The sequence below is a fragment of the Pseudomonas sp. LBUM1660 genome (genome assembly GCF_059695935.1).
On record NZ_CP166795.1, the window covers coordinates 139,073 to 156,768 of the forward strand.

Below are 17,696 nucleotides of genomic sequence, written 5' to 3' on the forward strand. Positions count from 1 at the left end.
GTTTTTCGTTGGATCAGCTGTTGTTGTGATCGACTTTGATGGTCGGGTCACTGCCGGCAATCAACGAGTTCAGGTTGGCGCTGGACCAGTTGTTGCCTTCCAGTTTGATCGTCACATCCGGCGTTGCGGCGGCCGCATCGCCTGAGTTGAACTTGCCGCCGGAGCTGACTTGCAGCGACGACACGCCATCCACCGTGCTGATCTTCAGGAAGTTGTCGATGGTGCTGCCGGTTTCGCCTTGCAGCAGATCGCGCAGGTCGATGCGGTCTCCTTCGCTGGCCTTGAAGTCCTTGATCACGTCGTTGCCGGTGTCGCCGGATTTCCAGACAAAAGTATCCGCACCCGAGCCGCCAATCAGGATGTCGTTGCCCTGACCGCCCATCAGCGAGTCATTACCCGTGCCGCCGAGCAGGATGTCATTGCCCTTGCCGCCGTCGAGCAGGTCATTGCCCCCCGAGCCGAAGAGAATGTCATTGCCCGCGCCACCCAACAGCGTGTCGTTACCGTCATGGGCGCCGGACACATCGAATGCGCTGTAGTGCTCGGTGATGTACTGGTGCACGTTGCTGGTGGTGACTTTGCTGACGTCCACGCCGGTCTCTTTGGCAACGAACGCCTGCATCGCCTGGTAACCCTCGCCGGCGATGCCGTTGAAGCTCACCAGGTCGCCGAACAGGAGGTCGTTACCATTGCCGCCATTGACCGTGTCGGCACCCGGCAATGTCGCTTCGGTGTGACCGATGATCGAGTTGGCCAGGTCTTTGGGGTCGATGTTGGTTTGCGGCGTCTTGTCCGAATCGTAAGGTGTCAGATCGCCAAGAGTTACGTCCTTATTCAGGCCGATGGCTTCTACTGTCGAGACTTTGCTCAGGAGCGCGAAGCTGTCGGTGGAGTTGTCGATGGCGTCCCCACTGGTGCTGCCGCCGCTGCCATCGCGGGACGAGAACTCATACGTACCATCGCCTTGGGCGTGCAATGCGCCGAACTCTTTATAAGACCAGCTGTTCCCGGACTTGCTCCAGACCGTAACGTAGCCCGAAGCAGTGATATCGATCTGGTGGTTGCTGTCCGGGTACAGGCTGATCGCCTGGCCCAACTTGTAATTGCTGGTGGTGATGACGCTGTCGAGTTTGGCGCCGCCATACAGATTCGGGTTGCTCGATTCATCACTCTGGTAGTAAGTCGGTTTGCCGTCGGTGATGAAGTACGTAAGGTTCGTCGCGCCCTTGTTGGCGACCGCGTCGGCGCTCTGGAACCAGTTGGCCGTGGTTTTGAACACGTCCTCATAGTTCGTACCGCCGCCGGACGACATGGAGTCCAGAACAGATTTGAGCAAGGTCAGTGCGTTCGGATCGTTCAGGTTGACCGACACCGATTTGTTGATCTGGGTGTCGAAGTCCACGAGGAAGATATTCACCGTCCCCGAGTTGCCGCCCATGCTCTGCTTGAGGGTGTTGAACACCGACGTCAGCGAGTCTTTGGCTGAGCTGACCGACGACGCGCTCATGCTGCCCGAACTGTCGACCATGAAGGCGATGTTGTAGTTGGTGCCCGGCACCACGGTCAGCCCACCGATGTCGGCGACGATGATGTCGTTGCCGTCGGTGCCGGTGATGGTGTCATTGGCCGCCGTGGCGGTGATGGCGTTGTAGACCGCGGGGTAAACGGTGACCGGGATCGTCGCGGTGCTTGGCGCCGAACCACCGAGGGCCTCGGTGGAGGTCGAGGTCACGGTCAGGTTGAACTGGCCGTTGTAGTACGGCGGCGGGGTCACGGTTAGGGAGCCGAGGTTCCAGCCGGTGACGTTGGCCTCACCCGACGTGGTGCTGGCGGTGAAGGTGTGGCCGGCGCCATCGGTGAGTACGGAACCCGCCGGGATGCCGCTGATCTTCACGCTCAGGCTTTCGGAGCCGTCGGTGTCCGTCAGGGCTGTTTTGATCGCCGACAGATGAACGCTGGTGCCTTCCGCTGCTTCGTTGAGCTTGTAGCCGTCGTAGTAGCCTTCACCGTTGGTACCGTGCAAATCGGACACTGTCACGCCGGAGGCGGCCAGGTCTGCAATGCCGGTGTACAACGGCACGCCAGCGCTGCTCAGGTCGACTGCCGCCCCGCCGTTGACCGACAGGTTGACGTCATAGCTGCCCGGGCCGCTCTGGTTGTGGTGGTAGATGTCCAGCGTGTAGTAACCGCTGGTGGTCGGGATGAACGAACCGTTCAGGTTGCCGCCCGCACCCCAGGTGATGGCCGCGACGTTCTTGCCGCCGATGGTCACCAGCAGGCTGTCATCGCCGGTGCCGCTGAAGGTGTAAGTCTTGCCCGCTTCGAGGTAGATCAGGCCGGACGTTTTCGACGCGGTGCCGGCGGTCACGCTGCCGTCGGACTGCACGTTGGTCGCGGTGGTGCTGCTGTTCGGTTTGCCGGCTGCGTCGATCACCGACTTCAGCGTGTTCGTCGCCGCACCGCTGCCGTCGGTGCCGAGGCCCGACAGGCCGGTCCAGACTTCCTTGATCAGCCCGGTGGATTTGACACTGTTGTCCGCAACGCTCAAGGACGGCGCGTCAGCAACCGGCGTGATGTCGATTTTGATCGTGCCAGTATTGCCCAGCAGCGAACCGTCGGTTGGCTGGAACTTGATCTGTGCGTAGTCCGCCAGATTGTTGCCTACGCCGATGCCGCCGTAGCCATTGGCGCCGGATTCGTTGGCATCCGGCAGGAAGCGCACTTTACCCGCGTCGATGTCAGCCTTGGAGAGGGTCTGGTTGGTCGTCACGTCGGTCCAGCTCGAACCGTTCAGGTACTGCAATTTGCCTTCGCCCGGCAGGCCGGTGATTTTCACGCCGAGGCTGGCGGCCGGACTGTCGACATCGCTGACGCCGAAGGTCGACCAGCCGAGGATCAGCGGGGTGTCCTCGGTGCCGGTGACATTGACCGGCGCGGCCGTCGGCGCATCGTTCACCGCCACGACGTTGACGGTGGTGGTCGCGGTGTTGGAGTAGTTGCTGCCATCGGTCACCGTCACGGTGATGATCCGCGGCACGGTGCTCGGGTCTTCACTGTTGTTGGTGAAACTGATGTTTTTGATCTGTTGCATGTAGTCGGCCAGCGTCGCATTGCCGGACAACGTCAGCGTGACCGTGCCCTCTTTGCTGTTGGCATTGATGGTGATGCCGTTGACGCTGTTGCCCAGGTTCAGCGCGTCGCCCGGCTGACGGTTGGTTAGCACAATGGTCGCGCCGGTCAGCATCGTGCTGTCCGGGTCGGTGATTTTCAGGTCGGTGTCGCCGATTGATACGCCTTGTCCGGTAGTGCCTTCGGTGAAGGTCACGTTGTAGTTGGCACCGGTGGCGCCGCTGGAGTTGTTGGCGTCCAGGTCGAGCACGGGCGGCGCGTCGTTGTCGACGATCGCGGTGCTGATGCTGCCGTTGGATGCGCTGATCGCCAGGTTCTCGAAGTTGCCGCCGGTGGCCGAGTCGATCTTGACCACGAAGTTTTCAGTGCCTTCGGTGATCCTGTTGTCCAGGGTCGCGACGTTGAAATTCGCCGTGCTGCTACCCGCCGGAATCTTCACGGTGTACACACCGGTGAAGTCCGAACCGTCGGCAGCGGTGCCGCTGTAGGTGATCTTCAGGGTGACTTCGGTCTGCGCCGGGCTCGTCAGGCTGAGGGTGTAACTGGCGGTCTGGCCTTCGGTCACCGAGGTGCTGCCGGTGATGCTGACTTCGGTCCGGTCGAGGGTGTCGGTGACATTGGTGACGGCGGCGGCCGGGTCTTTGACCAGGTTTTCGAAATTGCCACCGGTGGCGTTGCTGATGGTCGCCTGGACCGTGCCTGCGTCCTTGTAGACGTCGTCGGCGGGAGCCTTGACGGTGACGGAACCGGCAGTCGCACCAGCAGCGATGGTGATCACCGCGCCGTTGCTCAGGGTCACAGTCACCGGAGTGCCTGCGGCATTGGTCAGGTTTGCGGTGTAAACGATCGAACCGCCTTCAGCGACCGAGTTGGTCGCGTTCAGGCTGACAGTGGTGGTATCAGCGGTATCGGTGACCGAGGTGTTTGCCGACTTGCCATCGACGTCCAGCTTCTCGTAATTGCCGCCCTTGGCGTCGTCGATTTTGACGCTCAGGGAGCCGCCACCGGCCAAGGCATCGTTCGGCGCGGTGAAGTTCACGCTGGCGCTGCTCGATCCGACCGGGATGGTGATCGTCTGGTTGTTGGACAGGGTCACAACTACCGGAGAACCGGTCACTGGCGCAGAGACGGACGCGGTGTACACCACGGTGCCGCCTTCAGCCACGGTACCGTTGGCCGTCAGGCTGACGGTCGAGGTGTTTATGGTGTCGGTCACATCGGTAACCGCAGCCGCCGGGTCCTTGACCAGGTTTTCGAAGTTACCGCCAGTGGCGTCCTTGATGGTCGCTTCAACTTTGCCGGCGTCTTTGTAGACGTCGTCGGCGGGTGCTTTGACGGTCACGGAGCCGCTGGTGGCACCAGCGGCGATGGTGATCACCGCGCCGTTCGACAAGTTCACGGTGACTGGCGTGCCGGCCGCGTGGGTCAGGTTGGCGGTGTAGACAATGGAACCACCTTCAGCGACCGAATCGGTTGCTGTCAGGCTAAGCGTGGTGGTGTCGGCCGAGTCGGTGACCGAGGTGTCAGCCGACTTGCCATCGACGTCCAGCTTCTCGTAATTGCCGCCCTTGGCGTCGTCGATTTTGACGCTCAGGGAGCCGCCACCGGCCAAGGCATCGTTCGGCGCGGTGAAGTTCACGCTGGCGCTGCTCGATCCGACCGGGATGGTGATCGTCTGGTTGTTGGACAGGGTCACAACTACCGGAGAACCGGTCACTGGCGCAGAGACGGACGCGGTGTACACCACGGTGCCGCCTTCAGCCACGGTACCGTTGGCCGTCAGGCTGACGGTCGAGGTGTTTATGGTGTCGGTCACATCGGTAACCGCAGCCGCCGGGTCCTTGACCAGGTTTTCGAAGTTACCGCCAGTGGCGTCCTTGATGGTCGCTTCAACTTTGCCGGCGTCTTTGTAAACGTCATCGGCCGGTGCCTTGACGGTCACAGAGCCACTGGTGGCGTTGGCGGCGATGGTGATCACTGCGCCGTTGCTCAGGGTCACGGTGACTGGCGTGCCGGCCGCATGGGTCAGGTTGGCGGTGTAGACAATGGAACCGCCCTCAGCCACGGAATCAGTTGCGCTGAGGCTGAGGGTGGTGGTGTCCGCCGAGTCGGTGACCGAGGTGTTTGCCGACTTGCCATCGACGTCCAGCTTCTCGTAGTTGCCGCCCTTGGCGTCGTCGATTTTGACGCTCAACGATCCGCCGCCCGCCAAGGCATCGTTCGGCGCGGTGAAATTCACGCTGGCGCTGCTCGAGCCGACCGGGATGGTGATGGTCTGGCCATTTGAAAGGTTTACAACGACTGGCGAGCCGGTCACTGGCGCAGTGACGGACGCGGTGTACACCACGGTGCCGCCTTCGGCCACGGTACCGTTGGCCGTCAGGCTGACGGTCGAGGTGTTTATGGTGTCGGTCACATCGGTAACCGCAGCCGCCGGGTCCTTGACCAGGTTTTCGAAGTTACCGCCAGTGGCGTCCTTGATGGTCGCTTCAACTTTGCCGGCGTCTTTGTAGACGTCATCGGTAGGTGCTTTGACGGTCACGGAGCCGCTGGTGGCGCCGGCGGCGATGGTGATCACCGCGCCATTCGACAAGTTCACGGTGACCGGCGTGCCGGCCGCGTGGGTCAGGTTGGCGGTGTAGACAATCGAACCGCCCTCAGCCACGGAATCAGTTGCGCTGAGGCTGAGGGTGGTGGTGTCGGCCGAGTCGGTGACCGAGGTGTCAGCCGACTTGCCATCGATGTCCAGCTTCTCGTAATTGCCACCCTTGGCGTCGTCGATTTTCACGCTCAACGATCCGCCACCCGCCAAGGCATCGTTCGGCGCGGTGAAGTTCACGCTGGCGCTGCTGGCGCCCACTGGAATGGTAATGATTTGGCCGTTGGACAAGGTCACGACAACCGGCGAGCCGGTCACCGGAGCGGTAACGGACGCGGTGTAAACCACGGTGCCGCCTTCCGCCACGCTGCTGTTGGCCGTCAAGCTGACGGTCGACGTATCGACGGTGTCAGTCACATCGGTGATCGCAGCCGCCGGGCTGGTGACCAGGTTTTCGAAGTTGCCGCCAGTGGCGTCCTTGATGGTTGCTTCAACTTTGCCTGCGTCTTTGTAAACGTCATCGGCCGGTGCCTTGACGGTCACGGAGCCGCTGGTGGCGTTGGCGGCGATGGTGATCACTGCGCCGTTGCTCAGGGTCACGGTGACTGGCGTGCCGGCCGCATGGGTCAGGTTGGCGGTGTAGACAATGGAACCACCTTCAGCGACCGAATCGGTTGCTGTCAGGCTAAGCGTGGTGGTGTCGGCCGAGTCGGTGACCGAGGTGTCAGCCGACTTGCCATCGACGTCCAGCTTCTCGTAATTACCGCCCTTGGCGTCGTCGATTTTGACGCTCAACGATCCGCCGCCCGCCAAGGCATCGTTCGGTGCAACGAAGTTCACGCTGGCGCTGCTCGAGCCGACCGGGATGGTGATCGTCTGATTGTTGGAGAGGGTCACGACGACTGGCGAACCGGTCACTGGCGCGGAGACGGACGCGGTGTACACCACGGTGCCGCCTTCGGCCACGGAAGGAGTGGCGGTCAGGCTGACCGTCGAGGTGTCGACGGTGTCGGTCACATCGGTAACCGCAGCCGCCGGGTCCTTGACCAGGTTTTCGAAGTTACCGCCAGTCGCGTCCTTGATGGTCGCTTCAACTTTGCCGGCGTCTTTGTAGACGTCGTCGGCGGGTGCTTTGACGGTCACGGAGCCGCTGGTGGCACCAGCGGCGATGGTGATCACCGCGCCGTTCGACAAGTTCACGGTGACTGGCGTGCCGGCCGCGTGGGTCAGGTTGGCGGTGTAGACAATCGAACCGCCCTCAGCCACGGAATCAGTTGCGCTGAGGCTGAGGGTGGTGGTGTCGGCCGAGTCGGTGACCGAGGTGTCAGCCGACTTGCCATCGACGTCCAGCTTCTCGTAATTGCCACCCTTGGCGTCGTCGATTTTGACGCTCAACGATCCGCCGCCCGCCAAGGCATCGTTCGGCGCGGTGAAATTCACGCTGGCGCTGCTCGAGCCGACCGGGATGGTGATGGTCTGGCCATTTGAAAGGTTTACAACGACTGGCGAGCCGGTCACTGGCGCAGTGACGGACGCGGTGTACACCACGGTGCCGCCTTCGGCCACGGTACCGTTGGCCGTCAGGCTGACGGTCGAGGTGTTAATGGTGTCGGTCACATCGGTAACCGCAGCCGCCGGGTCCTTGACCAGGTTTTCGAAGTTACCGCCAGTCGCGTCCTTGATGGTCGCTTCAACTTTGCCGGCGTCTTTGTAGACGTCATCGGTAGGTGCTTTGACGGTCACGGAGCCGCTGGTGGCGCCGGCGGCGATGGTGATCACCGCGCCATTCGACAAGTTCACGGTGACCGGCGTGCCGGCCGCGTGGGTCAGGTTGGCGGTGTAGACAATCGAACCGCCCTCAGCCACGGAATCAGTCGCACTGAGGCTAAGCGTGGTGGTGTCCGCCGAGTCGGTGACCGAGGTGTCAGCCGACTTGCCGTCGACGTCCAGCTTCTCGTAGTTGCCGCCCTTGGCGTCGTCGATTTTGACGCTCAACGATCCGCCGCCCGCCAAGGCATCGTTCGGCGCGGTGAAATTCACGCTGGCGCTGCTCGAGCCGACCGGGATGGTGATGGTCTGGCCATTCGAAAGGTTTACAACGACTGGCGAACCGGTCACTGGCGCGGAGACGGACGCGGTGTACACCACGGTGCCGCCTTCGGCCACGGAAGGAGTGGCGGTCAGGCTGACCGTCGAGGTGTCGACGGTGTCGGTCACGTCAGTGACGGCCGCAGCCGGGTCTTTGACCAGGTTCTCAAAGTTACCGCCAGTGGCGTCCTTGATGGTTGCTTCAACTTTGCCTGCGTCTTTGTAAACGTCATCGGCCGGTGCCTTGACGGTCACGGAGCCGCTGGTGGCGCCGGCCGCGATGGTGATCACTGCGCCGTTGCTCAGGTTCACGGTGACCGGCGTACCGGCCGCGTGGGTCAGGTTCGCGGTGTAGACAATCGAGCCGCCTTCAGCCACGGAATCAGTCGCACTGAGGCTCAGGGTGGTGGTGTCAGCGCTATCGGTCACGTTGGTGACGACGGCCGAGCGGTCGGTGTCGAGTTTTTCGAAGTTGCCGCCCGTGCTGTCCGCGATCGCTGCCCTGACGGGCGAGGCGCCGGTGTAGACGTCATTCGGCACGGTGTACGGCGCCGAGCCGCTGGACTCGCCGGCCTTGATGTTGATCACCAGGCCGTTGTTCAGGGTCACGGTCATCGCCGTGTCGGCCGGGTGGCTCAGTGTGGCGGTATAGGTGATCTGACCACCTTCGCCGACCGTGCTCACATCGGCACTGAGTTTAAGCGTGGTGGTGTCGATGGTGTCGTTGACGGTGGTGGTGTGCGTGGTTTTGCTGACGTCGAGTTTTTCGAAGTTGCCGCCGTCGGTGCTGGCGATGCCAACGGTGATTTTGCTGCCGTCCTTGTAGACGTCATCGCTCGGCGCCGGAACGGTGATGAAGCCCGACTTGTCGCCGGCCTTGATCACCACGCTCTCTCCGTTGCTCAGTTTGACCGTCATGTCAGTGCCGGCGGCATTGCTGAGGTTGACGGTGTAAGTGATGGTGCCGCCCTCGACCACATAGGCGCTGGCAGTCATGGTCACTTTGGTGGTGTCCAGGGTGTCACTGATGGCGGTCGAGGCCGGGGTCTTGTCGGCGACCAGGTTCTCGTAATTGCCACCCGACACATCCTTGATGGCGTTGGTCAGCGGCTCGTGGCCGACCAAGGCATCGTTCGGCGCTTTGACGGTGATCGAGGCGTTGCTTTCGCCGACCGCAATAGTGATTTTTTCGCCATTGGACAAGGTCACGACGACGGGCGAACCGGTGACCGGCGCGGTGACGGAAGCGGTGTAGACCACGTTGCCGCCTTCGGCGACAGAGGCAGTTGCCGTCAGACTGACTGTCGACGTATTGAGCGTGTCAGTGACCTCGGTAACCGCCGCTGCCGGGCTGGTGACCAGGTTTTCAAAGTTGCCGCCGCTGGCGTCCTTGATGGTCGCTTCGACTTTACCGGCGTCCTTGTAGACGTCATCGGCCGGTGCCTTGACGGTCACGGAGCCAGCCGTCGCGCCGGCTGCGATGGTGATCACGGCACCGTTGCTCAGGTTCACGGTGACCGGCGTGCCGGCGGCGTTGGTCAGATTTGCGGTGTAGACAATGGATCCACCTTCCGCGACCGAGTCGGTAGCGCTCAGGCTGACGGTGGTGGTGTCTGCGGTATCAGTAATCAAGGTGTCCGCCGACTTGCCATCGACGTCCAGCTTCTCGTAATTGCCGCCCTTGGCGTCGTCGATTTTCACGCTCAACGATCCGCCACCGGCCAGTGCATCGTTCGGCGCGGTGAAGTTCACGCTGGCGCTGCTGGCGCCCACTGGAATGGTAATGATTTGGCCGTTGGACAAGGTCACGACAACCGGCGAGCCGGTCACGGAAGCGGTAACGGATGCGGTGTAAACCACGGTGCCGCCTTCCGCCACGCTGCTGTTGGCCGTCAAGCTGACGGTCGACGTATCGACGGTGTCAGTCACATCGGTGATCGCAGCCGCCGGGCTGGTGACCAGGTTTTCGAAGTTGCCGCCGCTGGCGTCCTTGATGGTCGCTTCGACCTTGCCGGCGTCCTTGTAGACGTCATCGGCCGGTGCCTTGACGGTCACGGAGCCAACCGTCGCGCCGGCTGCGATGGTGATCACGGCACCGTTGCTCAGGTTCACGGTGACCGGCGTGCCGGCCGCGTTGGTCAGGGTGGCGGTGTAGACGATCGAGCCGCCTTCAGCCACCGAATCCGAAGCGCTCAGGCTCAGGGTGGTGGTGTCTTTGGCGTCGGTTACCGAAGTAACCGCCGGGGTTTGATTCGCCACCAGGTTTTCGTAGTTGCCGCCGGTGGTGCCATCGATTTTCACGCTCAGCGAACCGTTGCCAGCCAAGGCGTCGTTCGGTGCAACAAAATTCACGCTACCCGAACTCGCGCCGACCGGGATGGTGATGAACTGGCCGTTGGACAACGCCACCACCACCGGCGAGCCAGTCACTGGCGCATTGACCGACGCGGTGTAAACCACGGTGCCGCCTTCGACCGTACTGGCCGTGGCGGTCAGGGAGACGGTGCTGTTGTTGATGGTGTCGGTCACGTCGGTGACCGCTGGCGTCTTGTCGGCTACCAGGTTTTCGAAGTTGCCGCCGGTTGTCTTGGTGATGCTGGCGTCAACTTTGCCCGCGTCTTTGTAGACGTCATCCTTGGGAGCGGCGAAGTTCACCGAACCGGTGGTGGCGCCCTTGGCGATGTTGATGACCGCGCCGTTGCTCAACGTCACGGTCATGGCGGTGCCAGCGGCATTGGTCAGGGTCGCGGTATAGACGATCGAACCGCCCTCGGCGACCGAACCGGTGGCGTTCAGGCTCAGGCCCGTGGTGTCGGTCGAATCGGTGACGGTGGTGACCGCCGGCGAAGAGTTGGTGACGACTTTTTCGAAGTTGCCGCCGCTCTGGCTGGCGATCGTCGCCTGGACTTTGCCACCGTCGATGTACGGCGTGTTGGCCGGTGCAGCAAAGTTGACCGAACCGCTGCTGGCGCCGGCGGCGATGTTGATCACTGCGCCGTTGCTCAACTTCACGGTCATCGCCGTGTCCGTCGGGTTGCTCAGGGTGGCGGTGTAGGTGATCTGGCCACCTTCGCTCACGGTGTGGCTGGCCGACAGGGACAGGGACGTTGAGTCCACCGTGTCTTTGACGGTGGTGCTCACTGACGTCTTGCTGACGTCGAGTTTTTCGAAGTTGCCACCGCTGGCGTCCGTCATCTTGACGGTGAGCTTGCCGGCATCCTTGTAGACGTCGTCGCTTGGCGCCGCGATGGTGACCGAACCGCTGGTCTTGCCGGCTGCGATGGTGATGGTCTCGCCGTTGCTCAGCTTGACGGTCACCGGGGTTTGCGCGGCGTTGGTCAGGGTCGCGGTGTAGGTGATGTGCGAACCTTCGAGCACAGACTTGTCAGCGCTGAGGGTCAGTTGTGTGGTGTTAGTGGTGTCGGCGACGTTGGTCACGGCCGGATTCGGGCTGGTGACCAGGTTCTCAAAGTTGCCGCCAGCGGCGTCCTTGATGGTGACTTCCAGTTTGCCGGCGTCTTTGTAAACGTCGTCTTTCGGTGCGTCGACGGTCACGGTGCCGGTAGTTTTACCGGCCGCAATGGTGATCACGGCACCGTTGCTCAGGGTCACGGTGACCGGAGTGCCGGCCGGGTTGGTCAGGGTCGCGGTGTAAACGATCGAGCCGCCCTCGTTGACGTTGCCAGTGGCAGTCAGCGACAGGGTGGTGGTGTCGACGGTGTCGGTCACGCTGGTGCTGACCGGGGTTTTATCGGCGACCAGGTTTTCGAAGTTGCCACCGCTGACGTTGGTGATCGAATTACTCACCGGCGCGTGGCCGCTCAGCACATCGTTCGAGACCACGGCGTTGACGGTGCCGCTGCTGGCGCCGACCGCAATGGTGATGGTCTGACCGTTGGCCAGCGTTACGACCACAGGCGAGCCGGTGACAGGTGCGCCGACCGAGGCGGTGTAAACCACGGTGCCGCCTTCAGCCACGGTGCTTGTGGCGGTCAGGCTGACGGTCGACGTGTCGAGGGTGTCGGTCACGTCAGTCACAGCCGCTGCCGGGTCTTTCACAAGGTTCTCAAAGTTGCCGCCAGTGGCGTCCTTGATGGTCGCTTCGACTTTGCCGGCGTCTTTGTAGACGTCATCGGTTGGTGCCTTGACGGTCACGGAACCGCTGGTGGCGCCGGCGGCGATGGTGATCACGGCGCCGTTGCTCAGGGTGACGGTGACTGGAGTGCCGGCCGCATTGGTCAGGTTCGCGGTGTAAACGATCGAACCGCCTTCAGCGACAGAATCGGTTGCTGTCAGGCTCAGGGTGGTGGTGTCGGCCGAGTCAGTCACCGAGGTGTCCGCCGACTTACTATCGACGTCCAGTTTCTCGTAATTGCCGCCCTTGGCATCATCAATCTTGACGCTCAAGGAACCACCGCCCGCGAGGGCATCGTTCGGTGCAACAAAATTCACGCTACCCGAACTGGCGCCGACCGGAATTGTGATGGTCTGGCCATTCGAAAGGGTCACGACAACTGGTGAGCCGGTCACCGGAGCGGTCACAGACGCGGTGTACACCACGGTGCCGCCTTCGGCCACGGTGCCGTTGGCGGTCAGACTGACGGTCGAGGTATCGAGGGTGTCGGTCACGTCAGTCACTGCCGCAACAGTGCTCGGCACCAGGTTCTCAAAGTTGCCGCCAGTGGCGTCCTTGATGGTCGCTTCGACTTTGCCGGCGTCTTTGTAGACGTCATCGGTCGGTGCCTTGATGGTCACGGAACCGCTGGTGGCACCGGCGGCGATCGTGATTACGGCGCCGTTGCTCAGGGTGACGGTGACTGGAGTGCCGGCCGCATTGGTCAGGTTCGCGGTGTAAACGATCGAACCGCCTTCAGCGACAGAATCGGTTGCTGTCAGGCTCAGGGTGGTGGTGTCGGCCGAGTCAGTCACCGAGGTGTCCGCCGACTTGCCATCGACGTCGAGTTTCTCGTAGTTGCCGCCCTTGGCGTCGTCGATTTTCACGCTCAGCGAACTGCCACCGGCCTGGGCATCATTCGGCGCGACGAAGTTGACGCTGGCGCTGCTCGCACCGACCGCAATGGTGATGGTCTGGCCGTTGGACAGAGTCACGACAACCGGCGAACCGGTCACTGGCGCGGTCACGGACGCTGTGTAAACCACGGTGCCGCCTTCAACCACGGACGAAGTCGCGGTCAGGCTGACGGTCGACGTGTCGAGGGTGTCGGTCACGTCAGTCACAGCCGCAGCCGGATCTTTCACCAGGTTCTCAAAGTTGCCGCCAGTGGCGTCCTTGATGGTCGCTTCGACTTTGCCGGCGTCTTTGTAGACGTCATCGGTTGGTGCCTTGACGGTCACGGAACCGCTGGTGGCGCCGGCGGCGATGGTGATTACGGCGCCGTTGCTCAGGGTGACGGTGACTGGAGTGCCGGCCGCATTGGTCAGGTTCGCGGTGTAAACGATCGAACCGCCTTCAGCGACAGAATCGGTTGCTGTCAGGCTCAGGGTGGTGGTGTCGGCCGAGTCAGTCACCGAGGTGTCCGCCGACTTGCCATCGACGTCCAGTTTCTCGTAATTGCCGCCCTTGGCATCATCAATCTTGACGCTCAAGGAGCCACCGCCCGCGAGGGCATTGTTTGGTGCAACAAAATTCACGCTACCCGAACTGGCGCCGACCGGAATTGTGATGGTCTGGCCATTCGAAAGGGTCACGACAACTGGTGAGCCGGTCACCGGAGCGGTCACAGACGCGGTGTACACCACGGTGCCGCCTTCGGCCACGGTGCCGTTGGCGGTCAGACTGACGGTCGAGGTATCGAGGGTGTCGGTCACGTCAGTCACTGCCGCAACAGTGCTCGGCACCAGGTTCTCGAAGTTGCCGCCAGTGGCGTCCTTGATGGTCGCTTCAACTTTGCCGGCGTCTTTGTAGACGTCATCGGCAGGCGCCGCAACGGAGACGGAACCGCTGGTGGCGCCGGCCGCGATGGTGATCACCGCGCCGTTCGAAAGGGTGACGGTGACTGGCGTGCCAGCCGGATTGGTCAGGGTTGCGGTGTACAGAATCTGACCGCCCTCGGCCACTTCGGTGGACGCCGACAGGCTCAGGCCGGTGTCGTCCTTCGAGTCGGTAATAGTGGTCAGTGCCGGCTCGGTGTTCGGGGTCAGCTGCTCGAAATTGCCGCCGGTGGTCCCGGTGATGGTGGTGCTGACGGTGCTGCCGTTGTTGTAGACGTCATTGTCCGCCGTATCGACGGTCACGCTGCCGGTGGTCTTGCCCGCTTCGATGGTGATGACCGAGCCATTGCTCAAGGTCACGGTCATCGGCGTGCCGGCCGGGTTGGTCAGGGTGGCGGTGTAAATGATCTGGCCGCCTTCGACCACGGTGCCGGTGGCGGTGAGGCTCAGGCCGGTGTTGTCGACCGAGTCGGTAACGGTGGTGACCGCTGGCGTGGTGCTTGGGGTCAGCTGTTCGAAATTGCCGCCGGTGGTCCCGGTGATGGTGGTGCTGACGGTGCTGCCGTTGTTGTAGACGTCATTCGCCGCCGTATCGACCGTCACGCTGCCGGTGGTCTTGCCCGCTTCGATGGTAATGACCGAGCCATTGCTCAAAGTCACGGTCATCGGCGTGCCGGCCGGGTTGGTCAGGGTGGCGGTGTAAATGATCTGGCCGCCTTCGACCACGGTGCCGGTGGCGCTGAGGCTCAGGCCGGTGTTGTCGACCGAGTCGGTAATGGTGGTAACCGCTGGCGTGGTGCTCGGCACCAGGTTCTCGAAGTTGCCGCCGGTGGCGCCAGTGATCGTGGTGCTGACGGTGCTGCCGTTCTGATAAACGTCATTGGCCGCAGTGTCGACGTTCACGGTGCCTGTGGTTTTGCCGGCTTCGATGGTGATGGTCGAACCGTTGGACAGGGTGACAGTGACCGGCGTCTGAGCCGGGTTGTTCAGCGTGGCGGTGTAGGTGATCTGGCCGCCTTCGGTGACCGTCGAACCCGCCGTCAGTGTGAGGGTGGTGGTGTCAGGCGAGTCGGTAATGGTGGTCACGGCCGGGGCCGGGTTTGGCACCAGGTTCTCGAAATTGCCGCCGGTGGCACCGGTAATGGTGGTGGTGACCGTGCTGCCGTTGTTATAGACGTCGTTGGCCGGTGTCGACACGTCAACAGTACCAGTGGTTTTGCCAGCCTCGATGGTGATGGTCGAACCGTTGGACAGGGTGATGGTGACCGGTGTCTGCGCCGGGTTGGTCAATGTCGCGGTGTAAGTAATCTGGCCGCCTTCGGTGACGCTGGCGCCAGCGGTCAAGGTGACCGTGGTGGTGTCGACGGTGTCGGTGACCTGTGTCACGGCCGGAGTCGTCGGCGGGGTGACGGTGATGCCATTGCCACCCGTGGTGCCGGTGACGGTCACGTTGATCTGGGTCGAGTCGTTATAAACAGTGTCGTTCGGCGCGAGCGGGACGTTGACGGTGCCGGTCAGCTGGCCGGCCGGGATCACGATCACCGAGCCGTTGGACAGGGTGATGGTCAGGTCGGTCAGCGGTGCTTGGGTCAGGGTCGCGGTGTAAACCAGTATGCCACCCGCTTCGGTGATGGTCGGCGTGGCGCTCAGGCTCAGGGTCGATTCGCGCTGCACATTGGCGCTGGTGTCAGCCGTCTGGCCACCGGTGGTGAGTTGTGCAGCCTGTGCCGCAGAGCTGAGGCCCGCCGTCGGGAAACCAATGGTCGGGTCGACCCGGCCAGCGGTGGCATCCAGCATCACGAAGCTGTGACCGCCACCTGCCGCACCGCCCGTGCCCGCAGCCGTCGGGCCAGCTGCGGTGGCTTCGAGTTCAGTGGTCGGGTCGGCGCCGGCAACGATGGCTTGTTGCAGTTCTTCAACCGATGGCGCGGCTTGTGCAGTGGCTTCTGACAGGTCCGTGCTGGAATCCGGGTCGCTGGCGCTCCATTGAGTGTCGCGGCCCAGGTCCAGGGTCCGGCCGTCAGCCAGTTCAAGCGTAACGGCGCCCGCCGCGCCAGTGTCTACCTGGTCGCCGACAAACAACCGGTCGCCTTCAACGAGTACGCGGCGAATGCCCTCTGGTGACACCGCGAAAACCTGACCGACAATGCTTTTGACGATGGCCACAACACTGCTCATTGAAGACTCTCCGGGTGTCACGTTCAGTTGACTTCCATGGACCTGATGGCGTGTTCGCCAAAATCAGTCTGGACGTACTTTTCAAGATATTCGAGGCACAACTTTGACGCGGGTAATCGTCAACAAATTGTCTATATTTTTTCGCTATAAACTATATGCCAAACTATTGACCTTGCAGTTGTCATCCTAAACACTCGCCTCCGTAATGTCACATTGATATTTAGGTAACTACCTGCCCCACAGAGTGTGACTCAGTTCCAAATTCAACCTTTCCGACACACGGTCATTCCGATGGTCATCATCCGATGCAGCGGCACGTTCTGCAGTGATCCAAGACAAGTAATTCCGGGAAATTCCAACCATGCGTTTGCACCTGTTCAAGGCTTTACCCTTCGCCCTTGCCGCCAGTTTTGTTCAGGCGCAGTCACTTCCGGAGGCCATGCAACAAGCGTTGGATGTCCATCCGGAAATCCAGGCAGGTGTTAATAGTCGATTGGCCGCGGATTATCAGTTAAAAGCAGCAAAAGGTGGATACCTTCCACGGGTCGATCTGCTGGGCGGTTATGGTCGAGAAGGCACTGACAGCGTCACCACTCGCGCTGCCGGCAACAACAATCATTGGGAAACGCTCAACCGTAGCGAGTCGAGTTTGCGCCTGTCGCAAATGGTTTTTGACGGTTTTGCGACGTCCAGTGAAGTGGGCCGTCAACAAGCCACCGTTAATTCCCGCGCTTATTCCTTGTTGGGCACGTCCGAACGTACCGCTCTGACCGTGGCCCAGGTTTATCTGGATGTACTGACCCGCCGCGAGTTCGTGCGCCTGGCCACAGATAACCTGAAAAGCCACGAGCGCATTTTTGACCAGATCAAGTTGCGCACCCAGCGCGGCGTCGGCAGCGGTGCCGATCTCGATCAGGCCGAAGCGCGTATGGCCCAGGCCCGCAACAACCTGATCACCGAACAAACCAACCTGGCGGACGCCGAGACCAACTTCCTCAGTGCCGTGGGCCAGATGCCCGATCAACTGGAGCGTCCGGCCGATTTCCTCGCGCTATTGCCGGCCAACTTGAATGAAGCCCGGGCGCAGATGCTGGAAAACAGCCCGATCCTGCGTTCGGCCGAGTCCGATATCGCCGCCGCCGAGAAACAGTACGACGCCGCAAAATCGTCCTTCTATCCGCGCTTCGATGCCGAGCTGGGTCGCTCCGCCGACAACGATCTCGACGGTCAGAACGGTCACAGCAATGAATGGCAGGCCATGTTGCGCATGCGCTTCAATCTGTATGCCGGCGGCAGCAACAAGGCGGATCTGGAATCCAAGTCCTACCTGTCTAACCAGGCCCTGGATATCCGCAATAACGCCCTGCGCGTATTGAATGAAGAACTGGGCCTGGCCTGGAATGCGTTGAACAACGCCAATGCCCAAGTGCCGATCGCCCAGCAATATGTCGATCACAGCACCAGCGTGCGCACCGCGTACCAGAAGCAGTTCAGCCTTGGTGAGCGTACCTTGCTCGACTTGCTCGACAGTGAAAACGAACTGTTCACCGCTTCACGTCGCCTGGCGGAGATCAAAAACATTCAGTTATTTACTCAGTACCGAATCAAGGCGACCATGGGCGAGTTGCTCAAGAGCCAGGGAGTGGTCGCACCGTTGGCATCCGTTGTGCAGAACGACGTGAAGCCCAAGGTCCAGCTACCCGGGATGAATTGAGTCTTCCCTTTTTACTGTTAGCCAAGAGTGCCGAGC

Annotated in this window: 2 protein-coding genes and 1 pseudogene; 1 reads left to right on the top strand and 2 read right to left on the bottom strand. The window is 61.8% G+C overall.

Going from position 1 to position 17,696, the window contains the following annotated elements; all coding sequences use genetic code 11:
• Nucleotides 1–13: 13 nt before the first annotated feature.
• Both ACA068_RS00690 and ACA068_RS00695 read right to left on the bottom strand, forming a co-directional pair.
• On the bottom strand, nucleotides 14–10,957 hold the full coding sequence (locus ACA068_RS00690; protein ID WP_497310517.1) for a beta strand repeat-containing protein: 10,944 nt from the start codon (nucleotides 10,955–10,957) through the stop codon (nucleotides 14–16).
• Nucleotides 10,946–15,946, bottom strand: a pseudogene (locus ACA068_RS00695) (retention module-containing protein); the annotation flags it as partial. The pseudogene ACA068_RS00695 and the gene ACA068_RS00690, both read right to left, overlap by 12 nt.
• A 361-nt stretch (nucleotides 15,947–16,307) precedes the next feature.
• On the opposite strand from ACA068_RS00695, the gene ACA068_RS00700 reads away from it, so the two are divergent.
• Entirely contained in the window at nucleotides 16,308–17,660 is a 1,353-nt protein-coding gene (locus tag ACA068_RS00700) for a TolC family outer membrane protein (protein WP_497306848.1), read from the top strand.
• Nucleotides 17,661–17,696 lie beyond the last annotated feature (36 nt).